Origin of the sequence: Paraburkholderia sp. WS6 (assembly GCF_030464835.1) — a bacterium.
GTDB lineage: Bacteria > Pseudomonadota > Gammaproteobacteria > Burkholderiales > Burkholderiaceae > Paraburkholderia > Paraburkholderia madseniana.
Map to the genome: position 1 here is coordinate 280,033 of NZ_JALQCK010000004.1, position 18,721 is coordinate 298,753.

General features: G+C 61.5%; 13 protein-coding genes and 5 pseudogenes. 3 read left to right on the plus strand and 15 right to left on the minus strand.

Annotated features, from left to right (window positions below):
- Window positions 1–109: 109 nt before the first annotated feature.
- From M0D64_RS07615 to M0D64_RS07625, 3 genes and pseudogenes are all read right to left on the minus strand, one after another.
- On the minus strand, window positions 110–841 hold the full coding sequence (locus M0D64_RS07615) for an IS6 family transposase (RefSeq protein WP_266257200.1): 732 nt from the start codon (window positions 839–841) through the stop codon (window positions 110–112).
- 36 nt (window positions 842–877) lie between these two features.
- A pseudogene (locus M0D64_RS07620) lies at window positions 878–1,723 on the minus strand (relaxase); the annotation flags it as partial.
- A 512-nt stretch (window positions 1,724–2,235) separates the two neighbouring features.
- Entirely contained in the window at window positions 2,236–3,807 is a 1,572-nt protein-coding gene (locus M0D64_RS07625) for a PAS domain-containing methyl-accepting chemotaxis protein (protein ID WP_266257201.1), read from the minus strand.
- Between the two features lie 545 nt (window positions 3,808–4,352).
- On the opposite strand from M0D64_RS07625, the pseudogene M0D64_RS07630 reads away from it, so the two are divergent.
- Window positions 4,353–4,451: pseudogene (locus tag M0D64_RS07630) on the plus strand (IS5/IS1182 family transposase); the annotation flags it as partial.
- 90 nt (window positions 4,452–4,541) lie between these two features.
- Here the strand turns inward: M0D64_RS07630 and M0D64_RS07635 are convergent.
- From M0D64_RS07635 to M0D64_RS07660, 6 genes are read right to left on the minus strand one after another with little or no spacing between them, the layout of a single operon-like run.
- Window positions 4,542–5,591 (minus strand): hypothetical protein, encoded by a 1,050-nt coding sequence (locus M0D64_RS07635; protein WP_266257202.1) that lies wholly within the window; start codon window positions 5,589–5,591, stop codon window positions 4,542–4,544.
- A complete protein-coding gene (locus M0D64_RS07640; protein WP_154563353.1) occupies window positions 5,588–5,842 on the minus strand; it encodes an RNA-binding protein in 255 nt (84 codons plus the stop codon). Before M0D64_RS07640 ends, M0D64_RS07635 begins: the two co-directional genes overlap by 4 nt.
- A gap of 23 nt (window positions 5,843–5,865) precedes the next feature.
- Window positions 5,866–6,657 carry an enoyl-ACP reductase FabI gene (gene fabI / locus M0D64_RS07645; protein WP_266257203.1) on the minus strand — a complete coding sequence of 264 codons (792 nt, stop codon included), beginning with the start codon at window positions 6,655–6,657 and terminating at the stop codon, window positions 5,866–5,868.
- 12 nt (window positions 6,658–6,669) lie between these two features.
- Window positions 6,670–7,848 (minus strand): acetate/propionate family kinase, encoded by a 1,179-nt coding sequence (locus M0D64_RS07650; RefSeq protein ID WP_266257204.1) that lies wholly within the window; start codon window positions 7,846–7,848, stop codon window positions 6,670–6,672.
- A gap of 4 nt (window positions 7,849–7,852) precedes the next feature.
- The gene (locus M0D64_RS07655) at window positions 7,853–8,791 is read right to left on the minus strand and encodes a phosphate acetyltransferase (protein WP_266257205.1); all 939 of its coding nucleotides are present in this window, start codon (window positions 8,789–8,791) and stop codon (window positions 7,853–7,855) included.
- A gap of 31 nt (window positions 8,792–8,822) precedes the next feature.
- The gene (locus M0D64_RS07660) at window positions 8,823–11,159 is read right to left on the minus strand and encodes a DUF3141 domain-containing protein (protein ID WP_266257206.1); all 2,337 of its coding nucleotides are present in this window, start codon (window positions 11,157–11,159) and stop codon (window positions 8,823–8,825) included.
- 365 nt (window positions 11,160–11,524) lie between these two features.
- Between M0D64_RS07660 and M0D64_RS07665 the strand changes: the two are divergent.
- Window positions 11,525–11,787: pseudogene (locus M0D64_RS07665) on the plus strand (transposase); the annotation flags it as partial.
- A gap of 10 nt (window positions 11,788–11,797) precedes the next feature.
- Here the strand turns inward: M0D64_RS07665 and M0D64_RS07670 are convergent.
- Window positions 11,798–12,614: pseudogene (locus tag M0D64_RS07670) on the minus strand (IS5 family transposase).
- 141 nt (window positions 12,615–12,755) lie between these two features.
- Here M0D64_RS07670 and M0D64_RS07675 point away from each other — a divergent pair.
- A pseudogene (locus M0D64_RS07675) lies at window positions 12,756–13,009 on the plus strand (PDDEXK nuclease domain-containing protein); the annotation flags it as partial.
- Between the two features lie 231 nt (window positions 13,010–13,240).
- Here the strand turns inward: M0D64_RS07675 and M0D64_RS07680 are convergent.
- The 5 genes from M0D64_RS07680 to adhP all read right to left on the minus strand — a co-directional run bounded on the left by M0D64_RS07680 (window position 13,241) and on the right by adhP (window position 18,292).
- Entirely contained in the window at window positions 13,241–14,962 is a 1,722-nt protein-coding gene (locus tag M0D64_RS07680) for a SulP family inorganic anion transporter (protein WP_266257207.1), read from the minus strand.
- A gap of 24 nt (window positions 14,963–14,986) precedes the next feature.
- Window positions 14,987–15,124, minus strand: a complete 138-nt coding sequence (locus tag M0D64_RS07685; protein ID WP_266257208.1) for a hypothetical protein — start codon at window positions 15,122–15,124, stop codon at window positions 14,987–14,989.
- Window positions 15,125–15,320: 196 nt separating this feature from the next.
- Complete coding sequence (locus tag M0D64_RS07690; RefSeq protein ID WP_266257209.1) at window positions 15,321–16,187, minus strand: TrkA family potassium uptake protein; 867 nt, start codon at window positions 16,185–16,187, stop codon at window positions 15,321–15,323.
- A 183-nt stretch (window positions 16,188–16,370) separates the two neighbouring features.
- Window positions 16,371–17,207: a polyphosphate kinase 2 gene (gene ppk2, locus M0D64_RS07695; RefSeq protein WP_154563434.1), complete on the minus strand. Its 837-nt coding sequence runs from the start codon at window positions 17,205–17,207 to the stop codon at window positions 16,371–16,373.
- 59 nt (window positions 17,208–17,266) lie between these two features.
- The gene (gene adhP, locus M0D64_RS07700; RefSeq protein WP_266257210.1) at window positions 17,267–18,292 is read right to left on the minus strand and encodes an alcohol dehydrogenase AdhP; all 1,026 of its coding nucleotides are present in this window, start codon (window positions 18,290–18,292) and stop codon (window positions 17,267–17,269) included.
- Window positions 18,293–18,721: the final 429 nt, after the last annotated feature.

An 18,721-nucleotide genomic window follows, 5' to 3' on the forward strand; every position in this document is an offset into this window, starting at 1 on the left:
TGATGGATGTTTACCCTGATCTCAGGATGCGTTTTGCGAATCTCCGTCTATCGGGCGCTGTCACGTTGACGGGGCGACGGCGTAAAAACTGCTGGGGACGTGTGCTTGCTCAGACGGCGGACGGATTCTGGGCGAGCTCGGTGAAACGATGCCACGCGTGAAAGCGTTGAGCGAGCTGTTTGCGGTAGAGAGACGCGCGCAGCAAATGTCGCTTGAGCGCGAAGTGCTGCCGGATCGGTCCGAAGCTCGAAAGAAACGCCTGGGTGCGCTTTGGGTCGCGAAATCCGCGCAAGCGCCGCTCACGTTCACGCGTAGGTTGATGGCTATTTTCGGCCCGATTGTTTACGCGGGCCGCAGCCTTGACGAACACGTGCTTGACGTTTGCCAGCTCGGGGATCCTGGACTTCGCGGCCGGATAACTGCGCAGCTGGTCAGTTACGATTTTGCGCGGCACCGGGCACGAACGAAGCACGCGCTTGAAGAATCGTTCGGCTGCGACCGTGTCGCGCCGCGTCTGCAGCAGGATATCGAGTTCGGCGCCGTGCTCGTCGACGGCTCGCCACAGCACATAAGGTTCACCGCGCAGCATCACGAACAACTCATCGAGATGCCAGGTACTGCCCGGTTTGCGCCGGGCAGCCTTGACGCGATGCGCGAACCCTGTGCCAAATTTATCGCACCAGCGGCGCACGGTTTCGTAACTCACCACGATGTCGCGCTCGAACAGCAACTCTTCAATGTCGCGCAAGCTCAACTGAACCCGAAAGTACCAGCGAACGGCACAACTGATCACCACCGCCGGAAAGCGATGACCGTGATAGAGCGATCTAGAAATATTCATCTCCCGATTCTACGCGACCACCTTCGCAACGTGACAAAGCCCGTGCGAGTGCGCGAGCGCGGCCAGCAACCGGCCCGCGTCTAGCATCGCACGGATCTCGGTGAACTCATCCCGCTCCCGGGCACGTCGCGCCGTACGAGCCTCGGACAGGTCACGCGCAAACTGGTCGCGAACGGTATCGGCTGCCCGGCCCGTCGACGCGCGCGCACTCGCATTGAAATCGACCGACGCTGCGTCCGTCGTCGGCGGCGAATCAGTTGGCCGGATCTCGAACGGCAGCGATTCGATCGCATCGAACGATTGCACATCCGCGAGGCTGCGGATTTCCTCACGTGGTCCGAACCCTGCGGGCAGGCGGCCGCCGCTCAAACCAAAAGGCTCGCGTGAGCCGAACGGTCCTCCGGCCCGCATGAACTTCTCGGCACCGGTACGCGCAAGACGCGTCCGCCCTGCCTCGTCTGCCTGGTCCCACGCGACAAACATGCGATCGACCATCACTTTCCATTCCGGCTCGCCGGCGGGCCTGTCAACAGCATCGGGCTCGCCCGACCATTGCCAGCGATCCTCCCTCTCGCCGTAACTTCCGCCGGGTTCGAAGTCGCGGTCGGCACCTTCGCGCCATCGCGACTGCGGCACCAAGGTGCCTAGCTGTTCTCTTCCCGTTCGCTCGCGATCGCCAGACCATCGCAATGCGTCAACTCGTTCGGCTTGCTGGTCTCCCAGCTCCAGTAATGCATCAGTCGGCAGAAGCATTTGACGTCGCGCGGCGTCGCCATCCACACCGCGGCCGGGCATGCCATGCACACGGTGAGCGGGTTGGGACGGCGCGCCGGATCGATCGAAGCGAGCGTCAAGGTCGTGATCCGCTCCGGCTCGCCATCGCCCCGTGATTTCGCGGTGCGCGCGTTCGAGCTCGTTCCACCATTGCTGCGATGAGGCCTGACCGGGATTCGTAAATATCTGAAGCTTAAGATATTAACGAATCCCGGCCAGGCCTGGAGCATGGGTTTACCGGACTCGAAATAAAATCGTCACTTCTCTCTTGAGATGCGGCCTACGACACGCGGCCGCCGACGGTGACCGAGCCGCTCCTTGGCCTAGTAGCGCACCTTGTCGGCCGCGTTTAGCAATGACTCGATCAAATTGCTGTCTTCGGTTGAGCTGGCGAGCCCGATACTACATGTATAAGCCGGACGACAAGTGTCATTACGGGTGAACGAGAGGTCTGCCACACGATGGGGTGGCACTTCAGGCAGTATATCGACAAGGGTGGCCTGTTCGGCACGGCGGCGATGGCGCATGCATTGCCAACGATGCGCATGCTGCGATACTTTCGGATCCAATTTTCTGCTTGGACACTGTTGCTTTTGCCCAGCCTTCGGCGTCGCCGTGCGTTAACGTTCCCTGGAAATCGTTTCGGCACCCTTGAAGACCGCCACCGCTTGAACCAATTGCTGGGTTCTTACCTCAAGACTGTCGGCTACCGCTGCTGATTCTTGTACTAACCCCGCATTCTGCTGCGTCATCTCATCGAGCTGCGTGACGGCGACGTTGACCTGGCCGATTCCGTCCGACTGCTCCTTCGTGGCAGAACTGATTTCGCTAATCAGATCCGTCACGCGAGCAACCTGCGTCATTATGTCCGTCATTGCTGCCCCCGCCTTATTGACAAGTTCCCTGCCCGCTTCGGTCTTCTGGACGCTGTCATTAATCAGGCCCGCTATTTCCTTCGCCGCACTGGCGCTACGTTGCGCGAGCGTGCGAACTTCGCCCGCAACTACCGCGAAGCCGCGACCCTGTTCACCGGCACGCGCTGCTTCGACTGCCGCGTTGAGAGCCAGGATGTTAGTCTGAAACGCAATACCGTCAATCACGCCAATAATCTCGCTAATTTTTTTGCTGGCTATAGCGATCGCAACCATCGTATCAACGACCTCCCCAACCACGACACCGCCCGTCGCGGCAGCCTCGCTTGTCAAACCGGCGAGCAGGCTCGCCTGCGCAGCGGTGTCGGCATTGTTCTTGACTGTCGCTGTCATCTGTTCCATCGATGCCGCGGTTTCCTCGAGGCTCGCCGCAGCCTGTTCACTACGCACACTCAGATCGTTGTTACCTGCAACGATCTCGCCGCTTGCGGTCTGTAGCCCCGAAAGCTGCTCGCTCACGTCGTCAACCAGCGAGCGCAAGTTCAATCCGGACTGATTGACCGCCCGCAGGATCATCCCGATTTCATCCACTCGGTTCAGATGAACGTTTTCGCCAGGCTGGCCCGCCGCGACCGCAAGCGCCTGCTTGAGTACCCGTCGTAGCGGGTTCGAAACCTGTGCCTCGAGCCAAAATGTAGGCAGCAGCGAGATCACTGCCGCCGACCCAACAAACCCACCTAACATTGCGCCATGCAGACCGAACGAAAAAGCGCACGCCGCAACTAGCGCGAGCAAGGACATCAGACCAGCACGAATGCGCCACCGCACCGACATCGTCTGCAACAGAGACAACCACGCAAACAGTCCGGTGCGAACGATCAAGCCCTGATGGAACTTTCGGCCACCAGCCTTGTTTTCCCTGAACTCCCGATAAATCTTTTCCGTGGCAGCGACCTCGTCGCGGCTGGGCTTGGTGCGTACCGACAGGTACCCGGCCAATTGCCCATTGCGGATCACCGGCGTCGCGTTGGCCCGTACCCAGTAATGGTCGCCGTTTTTTCGCCGGTTCTTCACCAACGCCGTCCAGGACAGGCCGGCTTTGAGCGTTGCCCACATGTCCGCAAAGGCCTGAGCTGGCATGTCCGGGTGCCGCACGAGATTATGCGCTTGTCCCAAGATCTCATCGCTGTCGAATCCGCTCACCTGAACGAAAGCGGCATTCGCGTACGTGACGTTGCTCTGAGTGTCGGTCGTTGACATGAGCGTCGCGTCTTGCGGGAACTCGTACTCGTGCTGTGTGACGGGCAAATTAGTGCGCATGACGTGGATGAGCCTTGTAGAAGGATATTTCAGCGAGACGCAAGAGGCCCAGGATGAGCGGCAATCAGAGCCTCTGGGTAAGAGACCGCTTCCTGTGTTTGCGAACCTCTCTCAGTTACAGCAACGAGCAAGCGCTAAGCAAAGTTCTGACCGAAATACCTTGGGAGCTGCCATAAGAGTCGTGCCGGGTCGAAGGGCCGAAGTGGGTGGTGGACGATTAGCACTGCCGTCCTCGATTTCGACTTTGCAAGACGCCGCGTTCGACAACGGCACCCACGCCGAAACCAAATTTTTTTCCTGATCAACGCCTTAAACTTTTTTGGCGAAAATTTCACGATCGCGGCCGACCCTCAAGACGGTTTCAGGTGTCTTTACTTATACCTAAGTATAGACTCTAATGTCGGTAGTGACAATATGGTCATAAATGCGCATAATGTCAGTAAAGGCGAATGCGCGAAGCGGGGGTGGAGCAAGCTGAGCGCGAATCTCTAGCCGGCCGATCGCCGCGTTCGAATTGCAAGACAAAGCGCGGCTACAACTGTGTGCTGTACCGTACACGAAACCTGGTCGAGCGGTTCTTCAATCTCATCAAGCATTTTCGTCGCGCCTCCACTCGATATGACAAGCTCGCCGAGACCTATCTCGTGTTTGCATCGCTTGCCTGCGCGTTTGGGCCAGTCGTATATCGAACACTGCCTTCTAGGGCTGATTCCTCGAGAGCGTTCGCGGCGTCGTCAGATCAAGAACTTTCTCGCCTCATCGACCATGCTGGGCGCCGGCAGCAGATCGGAGCGGGCAAATTGCACCAGCGCGAACGCCCGCATGGCACCCGCTGTTTCCGGCACGCTCGCGAGCCTCAATTCGATCGTTGTGCTCTCCCGCGCGGGCCCGTTTTCAACGATCACGTTCATGCGATCGAGCCGCAGTTCCCTCTTGAGTACATGCAGGTGTTCCGCGGGCGAATTGAGCACATCAGCAATTGTCTCCAACCGGCGGTCGATCGCCTCGGTCGCGAGTCCCAGACGCGCCAGCTCCGCGTCGTTTTCTTCCATCTGCGCCTGCAGGCGCGCCAGCTCCACGAGACCGGACGATGGCTGCGCGCCCAATACGGCGCTCATCCCGCTGCCCTGCCGCTGCAGCAGCGCGAGGCGCGTCTTGAGCAGCGCGCGCTCCTTCTCCAGTTCGTCGCGGCGCAACGCTTCCGCACCGATTCGCTCGAGGCCCGCCAGCACGAGCTGATCCATCACATGGCGCACGATCTCCTCTCGAAGCGCCGGCTCCGTGCTGGCGCACACCCGTGCGCGGTGATCGCTGAAATTCACGGTGGTTCGCTGCACGTCGGTGCGCGCGGCCGAGCCATGTTGCTGGACGCCGATTGTCAGCCGCTCGGTCATCGCCATGCCGAGCACGGCAAAGGCCTCGTTTGCCAGGGGGTTGGCGGCGAAATGCGCACGCACTTCGGTCGAATGACTCAACGCGCGCGGCACGTCTTCCGGGGTGGCGAAAAAGATCTGGATGTACGGGTCCGTCGTCCAGGCGGATGCGCTCGCCTCGCGAGCCGGCGGCATGTCGTCCACCAATGCCCCGACATAGTCGAGCGAGGCCCTGACCGCGGGCGCGAGGCGTTCCTGATAGCGCTCCGCCAGCCGCAACTGCGGACTCAGTCTTGCAATGCGCTCGATGGCGTCACTCACCTGCTCGGAACCCGGGGCGCTCTTTTCCGATATGCCCTCGCGATGAAACAGCCTATCCAGAATGCTCATGCTCGCCTCCTTGAGGCTCAATCTTGCCTTTCCGGCAGGATCTGCGCACTGATCGTGTGGTCCTTCCAGAACATGTTGTGAATCCTCGAACGAAGCAGGTTCAGCGCCTCAGACGAGAGGTCGCTGAACCTGAGCAGCGCGATGGGTTGTCCGCTTCCCGCGGGCACGCGCTCGATCGAATCGAACGGAGGGAATCCGTATCTCTGCAGGAACTCGTTGATTTCCTCGTCAGGCACGTTTTCTTCGACATTACCCAGTAAAAGTTGAGCCATGGTGTTTCCTTTCCGAAGCCATGTCAGGCCATGATGTTGACGCCGCCGTCGACATACAGCGTTTCGCCCGAAACCCGCCGCGCGTAGGGGGTGGCGAGAAACGCGCAGGTGTAGCCGACGTCCATGATGTCGACCAGCTCGCCGAGCGGCGCGCGCTCGGCCGCCTCGTTGAGCAGCAGGTCGAAGTTCTTGAGGCCGGAAGCCGCCCGCGTCTTGAGCGGACCCGGCGAAATCGCATGCACGCGAATGCCCTTCGGCCCAAGCTCGTAAGCGAGATAGCGCGCACAGGCTTCGAGCGCGGCCTTTACCGGCCCCATCACGCTATAGTTCGGCACGACCTTGTTGGCGCCGTAGTAGCTCATCGTGAGCAATGTGCCGCCTTTGTCCATGAGCGGCGCGGCAAGCGCCGCCATGCGCACCAACGAATGACACGAAATGTCCATCGCGCGCGCAAAGCCCTCGCCGGAGCAATGCAACAGCCCGCCTTGCAGATCGTCTTTCGGCGCCCATGCGATGGAGTGCAGCAGGATGTCGAGACGTCCCCAGCGCTGCCGGATCTGCCCGAATACCGCTTCCATCTGCGCCGCGTCGCCGACGTCGAGCGGCAGGAACAGCTCTGCTTCAAGCTCGCTCGCCAACGGCTCGACATAGGGCCTGGTCTTTTCCGCCGCGTAGGTGATGGCCAGATCCGCACCAAGCTCGCGAAACGCTTTCGCGCAACCGTATGCAATCGAGTGTTCGTTGGCAATGCCGGTGATCAGCGCTTTCATGCCCGCAAGTACCGGACGTGTTCGATCAGTGCTTTCGGGCGACATGGCATTTCTCCTTCATTCGAGGACCGCACGCGTATGGCGCGCGATCATCAGCTCTTCATTGGTCGGGATAACCCACGCCGCTATCCGGCTCGACGCGGCGGTGATGAGGGGAGCGCCCTTGCCGTTCGCTTCGGCGTCGAGCTCCGCTCCGAGCCACGCCGCATGCCGCACCACGCCCTCGCGGATCGCCGCCGCATGCTCGCCGATTCCCGCCGTGAAAACGAGCGCGTCGATGCCCTCCATGGCCGCGACAAGCGAGCCGAGTTCGCGCGCTATGCGGTAGATATAGAGCTCAATGGCGAAGCGGGCGTGAGGATCGTCGCTCGCGAGCAGCGTGCGCATGTCGCTCGATATGCCAGACACGCCGAGCAGCCCCGAGTGGCGATAGATCAGATCCTCGACGGCACGCGCATCCATGCCGAGTTCTTCCATCAGGTAGAGCACCACGCCCGGGTCCAGGTTGCCGCAGCGCGTGCCCATGGGCAATCCGTCCACGGCCGTGAAGCCCATCGTGCTCCCTACGCTCTTGCCCGCCACGAGCGCACACATGCTCGCGCCATTGCCAAGGTGCGCGACGACAGTGCGTCCGCTGGCCGCTTTCGGATCGATGTCGGGCAGCACGCTCGCGATGTACTCGTAGGACAGCCCATGAAAGCCGTAGCGGCGCACGCCCCGGCTGGTGATCGACGCAGGTAGCGCGAACGCCTGGGCCACCTCGGGTTGCGTGTGATGGAAAGCCGTGTCGAAGCACGCCACCTGCGGCACGTCCGGTTGCATCTCTTCGAGGATGCGTATGGGCGTCAGGTTGTGCGGCTGATGCAGCGGCGCGAGCGGCGTGAGCTTCGCCAGCTCGTCCGCTACCGCGGGCGTGACTCGCACCGGACCGCCGAAGCGCTGCCCGCCGTGCACGACGCGATGGCCGACCGCGACAAGCTCGTGTCCTTCGCGGTGCTCGCTCAGGAACGCACCGATTTGCTCAAGGCCTTCGCGATGATCCAGCTCGCCGCCGTCGCTCCATTCCCTCGCATGGTGCTCGCCGTGACCGTCGACGGCTTCGAACCGCGCGCTTGCCGTGTACAGGCCGTCGACCTGCCCATGCACGACCAGTTCGAGCCCGTCGCCCTGCTCTTCGAATGCGGAAAACTTGATGCTCGACGAGCCGGCATTCAATACCAGAATCACGTCTGCCATGGCATCACCCGACGATCTTTGCGGCTTCGCGCCGCGCAAGCGCGACGAGTACCGCCACCGCGCACGAGGCGAGCCGCGTAATGAGCGAATCGGCACGGCTCGTCAGGATGATCGGCACGCGCGCACCGAGCACGATGCCGGCCGCGTCCGCGCCCGCGAGGAACGAGAGGCTCTTGGCGAGCATGTTGCCCGCTTCGAGGTCCGGCACCATCAGGACGTTGGCCCGCCCGGCCACGGGCGAATCGATCTGCTTGATGCGCACGGCCTCGGGGTCGATGGCATTATCGAGCGCAAGCGGGCCGTCGACGAGTGCTCCCGTGATCTGCCGCCGGTCCACCATCTTGCACAGCGCTGCGGCTTCGATCGTCGAAGGCACTTTCGGATTGACAGTCTCCATCGCCGAAAGGATCGCCACGCGCACCTGCGGAAACTGCAGCGCGTGCGCGAGGTCGATCGCGTTCTGCAGGATGTCGGCCTTCTCCTCCAGCGTCGGCGCGATGTTCACGGCGGCGTCGGTCACGATCAGCGGGTCTGCGTGCGCAGGCACGTCCATGACGAAGCAGTGACTGATGCGCCGGCCGGTGCGCAGCCCGGCATCGCGCCGGACCGCCGCCGCCATGAGCTCGTCGGTGTGAAGGCTGCCTTTCATCAGCGCCTCGGCCTTGCCCTCGCGCACCAGTTGCACGGCCGCTGCCGCCGAAGCCTCACTGAACGGCGCATCGACGATCGGATAATCGCCGATCGACAGGTTGCACTGCGCGGCAATCGATTCGATGCGCGCGCGCGGCCCGACCAGGATCGGTGCGATCAGGCCTTTCTGCGCCGCTTCCACGGCGCCTTCCAGCGAGCTCCTGTCGCATGGGTGAGCAACGGCCGTGGGCATCGGCGCCAGCATCCGGCAGCGGGCAATGAGCTCGTGATATTTCGCGTGTCTGGCTTCCATGGCTGATCCCTTTACGAAAAGACGGGCACTTTCACGACGGCGCACGCTCGAGCACCGCAACAGGGCGCGCTGCGGGCGGCACGCCGAGCACCGCGCGAATGCGCTGTAACGCCTCCCATTGCTGCGCGGTCGGCGTCACGCCTTGTACGCGCTCGTCGGCCAGCAACCTGTCCATCAGCGCCAGTAGCCGCTCGCGGTCTTCCGGTTTGGCGAGCAACGCCGGCAGCGTCGCAATCGCCTGCTGCGGCTCGTAGGTGGCGATCAGTTCCTGTTCGCCGCGGATGCGCCGCCACTGGTCGGGCGGCAAGCTCGGCAGATACCCGGCGTAGCTGTCCACCACTTCCCGCGCCGTCGCAAGCAGCGCAAACGGCAACGGCTCCCCTTTGCGCGCGAACAGGAGGAATGCCGTGCGCGCCACCGCTTCGGCGTAGCCGCCCTGCTGGATCGATGAAAGCGCGTCCTTCACGAAAGGCAGCTCGCGCGGATCGGTGGAGACGGACGCGGCCGCTTCGCGACTGCGGTGCCGGTCGGCGAAATGGGCCAGCCAGGGATGCGTGTAGATGGCAAAGAAAAGCGTCTCGGCGACGGCATCGCGCATCGCCCGGTAGTGATCGAGCGAGGCGCTGATGACTTCCGATCCACGCTGCTCGGCCTTGCGCCACGGCTCGATGTCGCCGTTGTGCTGCCGGTTCGCCCTGACCGCGCTGGCCGTCGGCCGCAGCCATGCAAGCCACGGATTCAGGTCCGAAAAGGCCCAGCGCTGAAAGCGCAGCGGATGAAATTCGCGCAGCAGATGCGCCGTGGTCTCGTTCGACGCCAACTGCACGTATGGCTGGGCAAACAGTTCGTAGAGGCGCTGGTTAAATTCGGAAAGCTCGAGCACGGCCTCAAATGGCTTTTCGTCCTCGCGCCTGAAGCGGTTGAAACGGTTGACGACCTCCTCGAGACGCTGCTCGACGAATGTCACCTTGTAGGCCACCTTCCCGTCGGCGCCCTTCGCCTCATCGATCAACATCGCGTAGAGGCCCGGCGCGAGCGTCTCGATTGTTTCGAGCACGTTGACGATCTGCGCATGCTGCTTCTTCGCCACCTTGCCCGACACGAACACGCCAAGATGTCCGGCCTCCTCGTCCATCAGTCCGATGATGACCTGCCCGCGCGCCTTGATTTCCTCAGTGCTGCCGTAGAGGTCGGCCACCCAGTTGAACGCCTGCTGCGGCGGCGTAATATTGTCGCCCATCGAGGCGAACAGGATGATCGGCGAGCGGATATCCCGCAGGTCGAACGCCTTGCCCGACACGCCGCGCACTTCGCCCGACCAGAGCTTGTTCCCGATGAACAGGTTGCGCGTTATCCACTCGATCTCTTCGCGGTTCATCAGATAGTAGCCGCCCCACCAGCGCTCGAACGCCAGAAAACGCGGCGACTCCGTATCGATGTCTTTGTACAGGTGGTAGTACTTGTCCCACAGCGTGTTGGCGGGGTTCAGATACTCGAAGTTCTGCACGAGGTGCGCGCCGTCGAACTTGCCGTTACCGAGATCCGATGAGAACGACGCGAGCCAGGTGCCGCCCAGTATGCCGCCAGCGTAGCGCATCGGATTGTCGCCCGCGCCTTCGCTGAACGCGCCGCTCCAGTAAGACATCGGTGTGCCGTTGATCACGATCGGTCCCGTGTCTTCTGCAGAGGAACTCGCGAGCATCATCGCGGCCCAGCCACCCTGGCAGTTGCCGATGATCGCCGGTTTGGGGCTATCCGGATGCAGCGCGCGTACCTTCCTGACGAACTCCTGCTCGACGGCGCACACGTCGAGCAAGGTCTGGCCGGGCTCCGGATTCTGGAAGAACACGACAAAGTAGACGGGATGGCCCGCACGCAACGCGACGCCGACCTGCGAATCGTCCTTGAAGCCGCCGATCCCTGGGCCGTGGCCGGCGCGCGGATCGATGATCAGATAGGGGCGCTTCTTCGCGTCGATGGCCACGCCCTCGGGCGCTTTAATGCATAACAGCGCATAGTTGACAGGCCGCCCGAATTGCCTGCCGTCGAGCACGATCTCATAGTCGAAATGCAGCGCGGGCTTGAGGCCCTGTGCAGTGCTCTCGACGAACCCGGTGCCGCGCTCGCGCAAGGTATCCCAGAACAGGATGGAGCGTTGCGCAACGTCGACGGCGTAATGCCATGTGTTCCATGAGTTGAATCCCGATGCGAACGAAGCGATGCCCTCGTTAGGGCTGGCCTCGCCATCCAGGGCTCCACGCAACCGTTTCTCATACCGCTCCATCGCGCCCTGCACGCGCTTTTGCAGCCCGAGCAAGATGTTTCCGGCAATTTCCTGACTGCGCGCCAATTGCGTGGCTGCGTCCATGACACCGTCCTCCATTGCGACATTGATTAAGGCCGCGCCCGCGGCCGCCCCGCTGTTTGCTCACGGGCTCACCCGTGCGTGCGCACACCGGATACGCGTGCAACTCGTGCAGCATGCTCGTGCGCCATTCACGAGTTGTGACATAGGTCAATCGTGGCCATATTTCGACACCTCCGCCCAACGTCTGCAGATTGGATCGGGCACTCCGCGCGATTGTCGACATGGGGAACAAGTATAGAACTAAAAGCCAGTATTGACAATATTATCATCGATGACTTTTGCATCACTTGGGTCGGTAGCTAGGCTGAGGCCGGTTGAAAAAAGTGGACGCCAACATTCCGTAAAATGAAGGAATGGAGGTATTGGTGAATCGAATCCCGAAGGCTGTCTATACGAAGGAATGTCGTGAAGAGGCCGTGAAGCTGGCGATGACCGATGGTATGGGCGTATCGGAGGCTGCGCGTCGGCTGTCGATATCGATGAAGACATTAGCGAACTGGGTGCGTGCCGGGAACACCGGCAGGCTGGCGCACGTAGGTCAACATCGGAGGCCGCTGACGGAATCGGAGCTGAACTGGCGCGGGCCAAGCGTGAGCTGGCTGAAGTGAAGATGGAGCGTGATTTACTAAGAGGCCAGTTCAAAAAGGTAGTTGCGTGCGTCTGAAGCAGTTCCAGCAGACAAGGCAGCAACCTAGTTTCAAGAATGCTTCGTGAATGTCGGCGCGACGTTCGAAGCGAATGCGAAGACGACGAAAATTGTATAGCCAGGAGTGAGTCCATTCGACGACCCATCGAAATCTGCCAAGGCCCCTGCCATGTGTACTTCGGCGCCTCGCGATCACCGGGGTTATGTTGCGCGCGCGAGCGCCCGGCGATGTGCATCGGAGTTGCAACCGCGAGATTCGCGTAGATGAACCTGGGCGTGCGAAGCGGGCGGCCGCGCATGCCGCGAATCGGTGGAATTGCCTCAACGAGCGGCAGCAGTTGGGTGACATCGTGGGTATTGGCGCCGGTCAGGATCGCACTGACTGGCACTCCGTTGGCGTCTACGAGGATGTGGTGCTTCGAACCTGGTCGCGCGCGATCCGTGGGGTTCGGGTCAGTTTTTCCCCGCCCCAACGGTCCGTACCGACGACGAATCTACGGCAGCACGCGAGAAGTCGAGTTGGCCTGCTTCGCGCGTTTTCGCGAGCAGCAGCTCGTGCAGCCGATCCCACACGCCGGCCTCCTGCCAGTCGCGCAGTCGTCGCCAGCAGGTTGCGCCTGAGCCGAAGCCCAATCGCGTTGGCAGGTGGTTCCAGCGCACGCCTGTCTTCATCACGACAGGATGCCGTTGAGTGCCACCCGATCCGGCACAAGCGGACGGCCAGGGCCTGTCGTGCGACGCGGCTTCGGTAGAGGCAGCAACGGTTCGATCAGTGTCCACAAGTCATCATCGATGATCGGCGCTTCCATCCCTTGGTATCAGTTGTTCAGATGCCTGAGGTTAACAAAATACCGGAGAAGTAAACAGCCCCCTCAGGGGCTTTTGAACTGGCCTCCTAGCCAATGTGGTCTCGAAACCACCGATGTAGTCGGTCCCGGAGATTTATGTTATTGGGCCGCTACAGCCATGCGGACGCAGGGCAGATGCATCTCTATCTGAACTACGCGTCGAGCACGGGATAAAGTCTGGGGAGAATCCACCTGTCGGTCTAATCCTTTGCGCCGAAAAACGTGCGGCCGAAGCACACTACGCGCTGGACAACCTGCCGAACAAGGTTCTCGCGGCGGAATACCAGACAGTGTTGCCAGAGGAGGCGATGATCGTGCAGGAGTTGGAGCGCACGATAGCGGAACTGGACCGGCGTATCAGGGCTTCGTTAGGTCTGGCCCCGCCGCCCGACAGATCCCGGTCATCCGAAGGCGAGGCCGCGAGTCCGTACCGCATCGTCATGTGGAAAGGCAGCCCCCTTGTCGTGCATAGGTCGTGCTACCGTCGTAATCTGCATTGAAATCACGGGGATGCCTACGTGGAAGAAATGGCCGCCGGGTACGCGAGGGCCAGGCGGCACGAATGTGTGAGCAGGCATTCGGCGAACTCAGTGCGTCGCTCCCCGCACGGCCCCCGGTTGTTGCTGCGCCTCCCATGCCGCGACCGCCCGATCCAGATTGAAGAACATCCGGTCGCGCCCGAGCGTCTCGCCGAGCGGTGAATGCTGCACCATCGCCAGTACGCCCGGGTTGAGACCCACGAGCCAGAGGGTTATGCCCTGCCTGCGCAGCTCCTTTTCCGCTTCCGTCAGCATCTTGAGCGCCGTGTACTCGAGATCGATTACTGCGCGCATATGAAGCACGACAGTCTGGGGATGAGTTTGCTCGATCAGCATGCGGATCTTCTGGCCGACGTGCTCGGCGTTGGCAAAAAAAACGGGCCCTTCCGGCCTCAACAGGAGGAGGTCGGGAAAAGCCTCGTCATCGGGGTGCTCCGCGGACACAGGACGGAACACGTTCGTGCCAAGCTTGCGGCGCAGCACATATACCGGTGGATCGGACGTCTGGTGAGCAAGCGCCAGGAGCGACACGACAATGGCGACGAGGATGCCCAGCAGGGTGCCGAAGAGCACGACGCCGGAGACCGCAACCAGCGCCCACACGAACTCTGTGCGTCGCACAGCGACAATCGCGCGAAATTCCGAGGGCTTGATCAGGCCGATCGAATAGACGATGACAACCGCTGCCAGCGTGGCGTGCGGCATCAGTCCGATGAACGGCGCGAGCAGCAGCATCGTGCCCAGCGTGACGGCAGCCGTGACCAGTTCGGCAAGCTGGCTGCGAGCGCCCACGAGACGGTTCACGGCCGTCTGGGTCGTTCCTCCTCCCGCCGGCATGGAGCCCAGCAGCGCGCCGCCCACATTGGCAAGACCGATCGCCAGCAACTCCCGATTCGCCTGTGGCGCAGGTTCTCCGCTCACAACGAACGCTCGCCCGGACGCGATCGTTTCGGTAAAGCTCATCAGTGCAATGCCCGCGGCAACTGGCCCAAGCGACGCGACAAGCGAAAGGTCCGGCATGGTGACGGAAGGGAAGCCCGTCGGCACGTGGCCGACAATGTCGACCCCGTGAGACTGCAGGCCGAGCAGGCTCACGCCGCCGATCCCGCAAGCCACCGCGATCAGCGGCGCGGGTGCGCGTGGAAAGAAATGCTCGATTGCCACCAGAATACCCACCGTAATCGCCCCCACAGCGACTGTCGTCGCTGACGCGTGTGGAATACCCGTGACGAGGGCTAGTACGTTGTGGAAAAACGCCCCCCTGGGAAAGTGAATGCCGAGCAGCTTCGGCACCTGATCCAGCACGATGACGACCGCGACACCGGCCTTGAATCCGGTCAGCACAGGATCGGAGATGAAGTTGGCAACGAATCCCAACCGCAGGAGCGCGGCGAGCGTGAGGATGGCCCCGACCAGTAGCGTCAGCGTTGCAGAGGCTCTCAGCAGGTCTGCCGTCCCTCCATCCGGGACCGCCCGGGCCAGGGCCGCTGCGGTGAGGATGGCGATCGTTGCGCTGGTGCTCACGCTGAGCGGCCGCGACGATCCCAGGAACGCGTAGATCACCATCGGAAGGAAGGCAGTATACAGCCCGACCTGCACGGGCAGCCCCGCGACAGTCGCGTATGCCAAGGCCTTCGGAAGAACGACCGCCGCAGCGGTCACACCGGCAATGATATCTGGCTTGATCCACTCCTTCTGATAATCGCGGACCCACTCCAGCACCGGAATGCGAAAGCCGCCAGTGGGATGTGTTGATGAATCGTGTCCCATAGTCGCGCGGATTCCCTATTGTCATCAAATCCCCAGATCGTTCACAGGTCGCCCCAGCGATACCGGATGCGTGTCCACGAATCGGAAGCCGGAGAAGACCGTGCCATTGTCGGATCCTGCCTGTTCGCCTCCGCCAACCGGCTTCAGCATGTCCACGTGCATGGCCGACTCCAGTGTGAAACCTCCTTCCTGACGGGCAGTGAGCAAGTCCAAAGCGTCACGGCGTACATTCGGACGCCCGCATCGCGCGAACGTATGCTACCCCCGAAGCTATGAGGCCAGTCGGTGCAGCCGATGCGTAACCGCGCCGGTACAGGCGGCAGACCGCCAGCAGATTGTGCTTGTCGAGCACCCTGCTTCATGTCCGTCGCGCCTGTGGTGCATCGATCTGCCTAACCATGGCGCACGCAACGATGTCGTTCTGGTCGATAACGGTCGATGCGCCGGCCTTCTCGAGCAACATTCTGCGCAGATCGTTCTCACCTGACACTACGATCTGGAGCGCGGGATTGAGCGTGTGCGCCACCAGCGTGATCTCCAGATTGCTGTTCGGATCGGTGCCCGTCACGAACAGCGCACTGGCGGTATCCAGCCTGGCACGCTCCAGTACGTCGTCGAACGAGTTCTGATCGCCCAGGATAACCATGTATCCCAGTCCGGATGCTTTTTCGGCCTGCTTTGCGTCCGTATCCAGCACGAGCACCGTCACTCCCTCATCTCGCAGACGGGCGGCGACCAGCTGGCCGACCGGACCAAACGGGCAGATCGTGACATGGTTGCTCAGCGTTTCCAGCTTGTGCTCCATGGCCCTGTTCTCCCAGAAGACCATCACGTCGTCGCCCGACAGTATCCCCGTCAGCTGGCGCAACGCGTAGCCGGCAACCACCACCGTTGCAAGTATGGCGACCAGCATGAATATCTTCTGGTCCGGATTGAAGTCCGAGAAGTCGCCCAGCGTCGTGACAAGATTGACCGCATCCCATAAGGCCGTGAACATCTTCGTGGGCAACGGCGCATCCGAGTGGTCGAGCAGCACAAGCCCCGCCGACGATCCTAGCAGCACCAGAAACAACAGGCCGACCGCCAGGCGCGCGCGGCGCCGCCATTCCTTGATACGCAGCCCGCCAAGCCGGGGTTCTTCGATCCGGTACATCCCGATCGTTCCTCGAATCCGTTCTTCGAATCGCAGTTCGAACCATTCGGAGGAAGCACTCTCGCACAACATGCTCTCCATCCGTCCCGCTTTCCCGATTACATCATGTCACTCGGGCACGCCAGCGGAATTGGACTTTGGTCCTGCGCGTCGACGCGTTGCAGGAACAAAAAGGGGCATCCGGGCGCGCGTCATCGGAGTTTTCAGCGGGCGTTCCGCAATCCTCGTTCCCTGCCAGACGCAATGCGGCATTGCTCAGAATTTCTCGGGCACATACCTGAAGTGATGGTCCGATTCGCGATACCCCCCGGCCTTCTGTCGTTGGGGCAACGACACCTTCTCCCGCGGCACAGTCTCGTACGGAACCACGCTGAGCAGGTGGCTGATGATGTTCAGGCGGGCGCGCTTCTTGCGGTCCGCCCGTGCAACATACCACGGCGAGAACTCAGTGTCGGTCATGCTGAACATCGCGTCGCGCGCCCGCGAATAGTCGTACCAGCGGCGATAGGATTCGATGTCCATCGGCGAAAGTTTCCAGATTTTGCGCTCATCGTGAATCCGGGCTTCGAGCCTGCGCGTCTGCTCTTCTGAGCTGATTTCGAGCCAGTACTTGATGAGGATGACTCCGGAGTCGATGACGGCACGCTCCACGAGCGGTGTAGTCATCATGAACATCTGCACATCCGCCTCCGTGCAGAAGCCCATGACCCGCTCGACACATGCGCGGTTGTACCAACTGCGGTCGAACAGCACGACTTCCCCAGCCGCCGGCAGGTGCGGAAGATAGCGCTGCAAGTACATCTGGGTCTTTTCCCGATCCGTGGGCGCTGGCAGCGCGACCACCCGGAAAATTCGCGGGCTCACGCGTTCGGTGATGGTCTTGATCACCCCACCCTTGCCCGCGCCATCGCGTCCTTCGAACACAATGCAGATCTTGGCGCCGGTCTTCACTACCCATTCCTGCAACTTGACCAGTTCACCATGCAGCAGGGCCAGTTCCTTCTGGTATGCCTTGCTGCCTAGTTCCTTGTTCCCTGGCTTGTTGCCCGATTTGGAACCGGCGACCTGCGCCTCTTTCCGGATCTCTGACATTGCTTTGTCCCCCAAACAACCGTCAAACCGTGCCTGACTGCACCAGGCGTCGGCGCCGATCAATCGAGCGCCAGCACCACGCGTCCGTCGATCTTTCCCCCCTTCAGATCGGCGAGTACCGCGTTAATGTTTTCCAACCGGTCCCGATGAATGCGTGCGTGTACACGGCCTTCTGCGGCGAATTCGAGCGACTCCTGCAAGTCGCGGCGTGTCCCGACAATCGAACCACGCACGGTGATGCCGTTGAGCACGGTTGAAAATATCGGCAAAGGGAAATCGCCCGGCGGCAACCCGTTCAGCGCCACAGTGCCGCCGCGGCGGACCATGCCGAGCGCTTGCGCAAACGCGCCGCGCGATACGGCGGTCACGAGTACGCCATGCGCTCCCCCAATCTCCTTTTGAATGACCGCGGCCGGATCGGTAGTCGACGCGTCGATAGCGAGCTTCGCGCCGAGTTCGCGAGCGAGAGCAAGTTTGTCTGCTGAAACATCCACTGCGACAACATGAAGTCCCATCGCGATTGCGTATTGGATCGCCACATGACCAAGGCCGCCGATCCCGGAGATCGCAAGCCATTGCCCGGGACGTGTGTCAGTCACGCGAATCCCCTTATAGACGGTGACGCCAGCGCAAAGGATTGGAGCGATTTCGTCGAAGCTGACCTGCGGCGGGAGGTGTCCGACATAGTTCGGATCAGCGAGCACATATTCCGCATAGGCGCCATTCACGGAGTAGCCTGTGTTCTGTTGATCATGACAGAGCGTCTCCCAACCGCTTAGGCAGTGCTCGCAGTGCCCGCACGCTGTATAGAGCCACGGCACGCCGACGCGATCGCCTTCCTTGACGACCTTGACGCCATCGCCGACTGCTGCGACAAAACCGACGCCTTCGTGACCGGGGATGAACGGCAACGTCGGCTTGACGGGCCAATCACCGTCAGCAGCATGCAGGTCGGTATGGCAGACGCCCGACGCCTTGATATTGACGAGGATCTGGCCTGGGCCCGGCGCGGGCACCTGCACCTCCTGGACGCGTAGCGGTTCGCCAAATGCGTGTACGATAGCGGCCTTCATCAACTGTGCCATGGGACTCTCCGACAATCCTCTGTGACTGTAGTATGCATGCGTGAACACAATGCGTCTTGACATAGGTCAACTGGCCTCGAACCCGATATCGAAGCGACGTGATGCGTATCGGGATTAAGGCGCCGTCCCGCGCATAAGCCCGCTCCAGGCGGTTCAGCGTACTTCTCAACCTGATTATCTAGCCAGCCGGAGTGGACAAAAGAATGAACGGCGCCATCAGATTTGAAGTGCAACACCTTACCTCGTGTAGGGTGCGCCGATGCAAAAAAAACTTACCAAAAGCTTCAACCTGAAGGACGCGTGACGATCGCAAGCATGAGACAGCAGGGTTCGAGCGTGCGGGCAATGCATGCGCGAACAGCCGCCGTTTAAGCCAGATGGTTAAAAAGGTCGCGTCTTATGCTCCGTCGGGGGCGTAAGCGACGTGCG

What these genes read in the sequence shown, in the direction of transcription:
- M0D64_RS07615 (WP_266257200.1), bottom strand. Translation starts at nt 841, where the DNA reads ATGAATATTTCTAGATCGCTCTATCACGGTCATCGCTTTCCGGCGGTG.
- M0D64_RS07625 (WP_266257201.1), bottom strand. Translation starts at nt 3,807, where the DNA reads ATGCGCACTAATTTGCCCGTCACACAGCACGAGTACGAGTTCCCGCAA.
- M0D64_RS07640 (WP_154563353.1), bottom strand. Translation starts at nt 5,842, where the DNA reads ATGGCTCAACTTTTACTGGGTAATGTCGAAGAAAACGTGCCTGACGAG.
- fabI (WP_266257203.1), bottom strand. Translation starts at nt 6,657, where the DNA reads ATGTCGCCCGAAAGCACTGATCGAACACGTCCGGTACTTGCGGGCATG.
- M0D64_RS07650 (WP_266257204.1), bottom strand. Translation starts at nt 7,848, where the DNA reads ATGGCAGACGTGATTCTGGTATTGAATGCCGGCTCGTCGAGCATCAAG.
- M0D64_RS07655 (WP_266257205.1), bottom strand. Translation starts at nt 8,791, where the DNA reads ATGGAAGCCAGACACGCGAAATATCACGAGCTCATTGCCCGCTGCCGG.
- M0D64_RS07660 (WP_266257206.1), bottom strand. Translation starts at nt 11,159, where the DNA reads ATGGACGCAGCCACGCAATTGGCGCGCAGTCAGGAAATTGCCGGAAAC.
- M0D64_RS07680 (WP_266257207.1), bottom strand. Translation starts at nt 14,962, where the DNA reads ATGGGACACGATTCATCAACACATCCCACTGGCGGCTTTCGCATTCCG.
- M0D64_RS07685 (WP_266257208.1), bottom strand. Translation starts at nt 15,124, where the DNA reads ATGCACGTGGACATGCTGAAGCCGGTTGGCGGAGGCGAACAGGCAGGA.
- M0D64_RS07690 (WP_266257209.1), bottom strand. Translation starts at nt 16,187, where the DNA reads ATGTTGTGCGAGAGTGCTTCCTCCGAATGGTTCGAACTGCGATTCGAA.
- ppk2 (WP_154563434.1), bottom strand. Translation starts at nt 17,207, where the DNA reads ATGTCAGAGATCCGGAAAGAGGCGCAGGTCGCCGGTTCCAAATCGGGC.
- adhP (WP_266257210.1), bottom strand. Translation starts at nt 18,292, where the DNA reads ATGGCACAGTTGATGAAGGCCGCTATCGTACACGCATTTGGCGAACCG.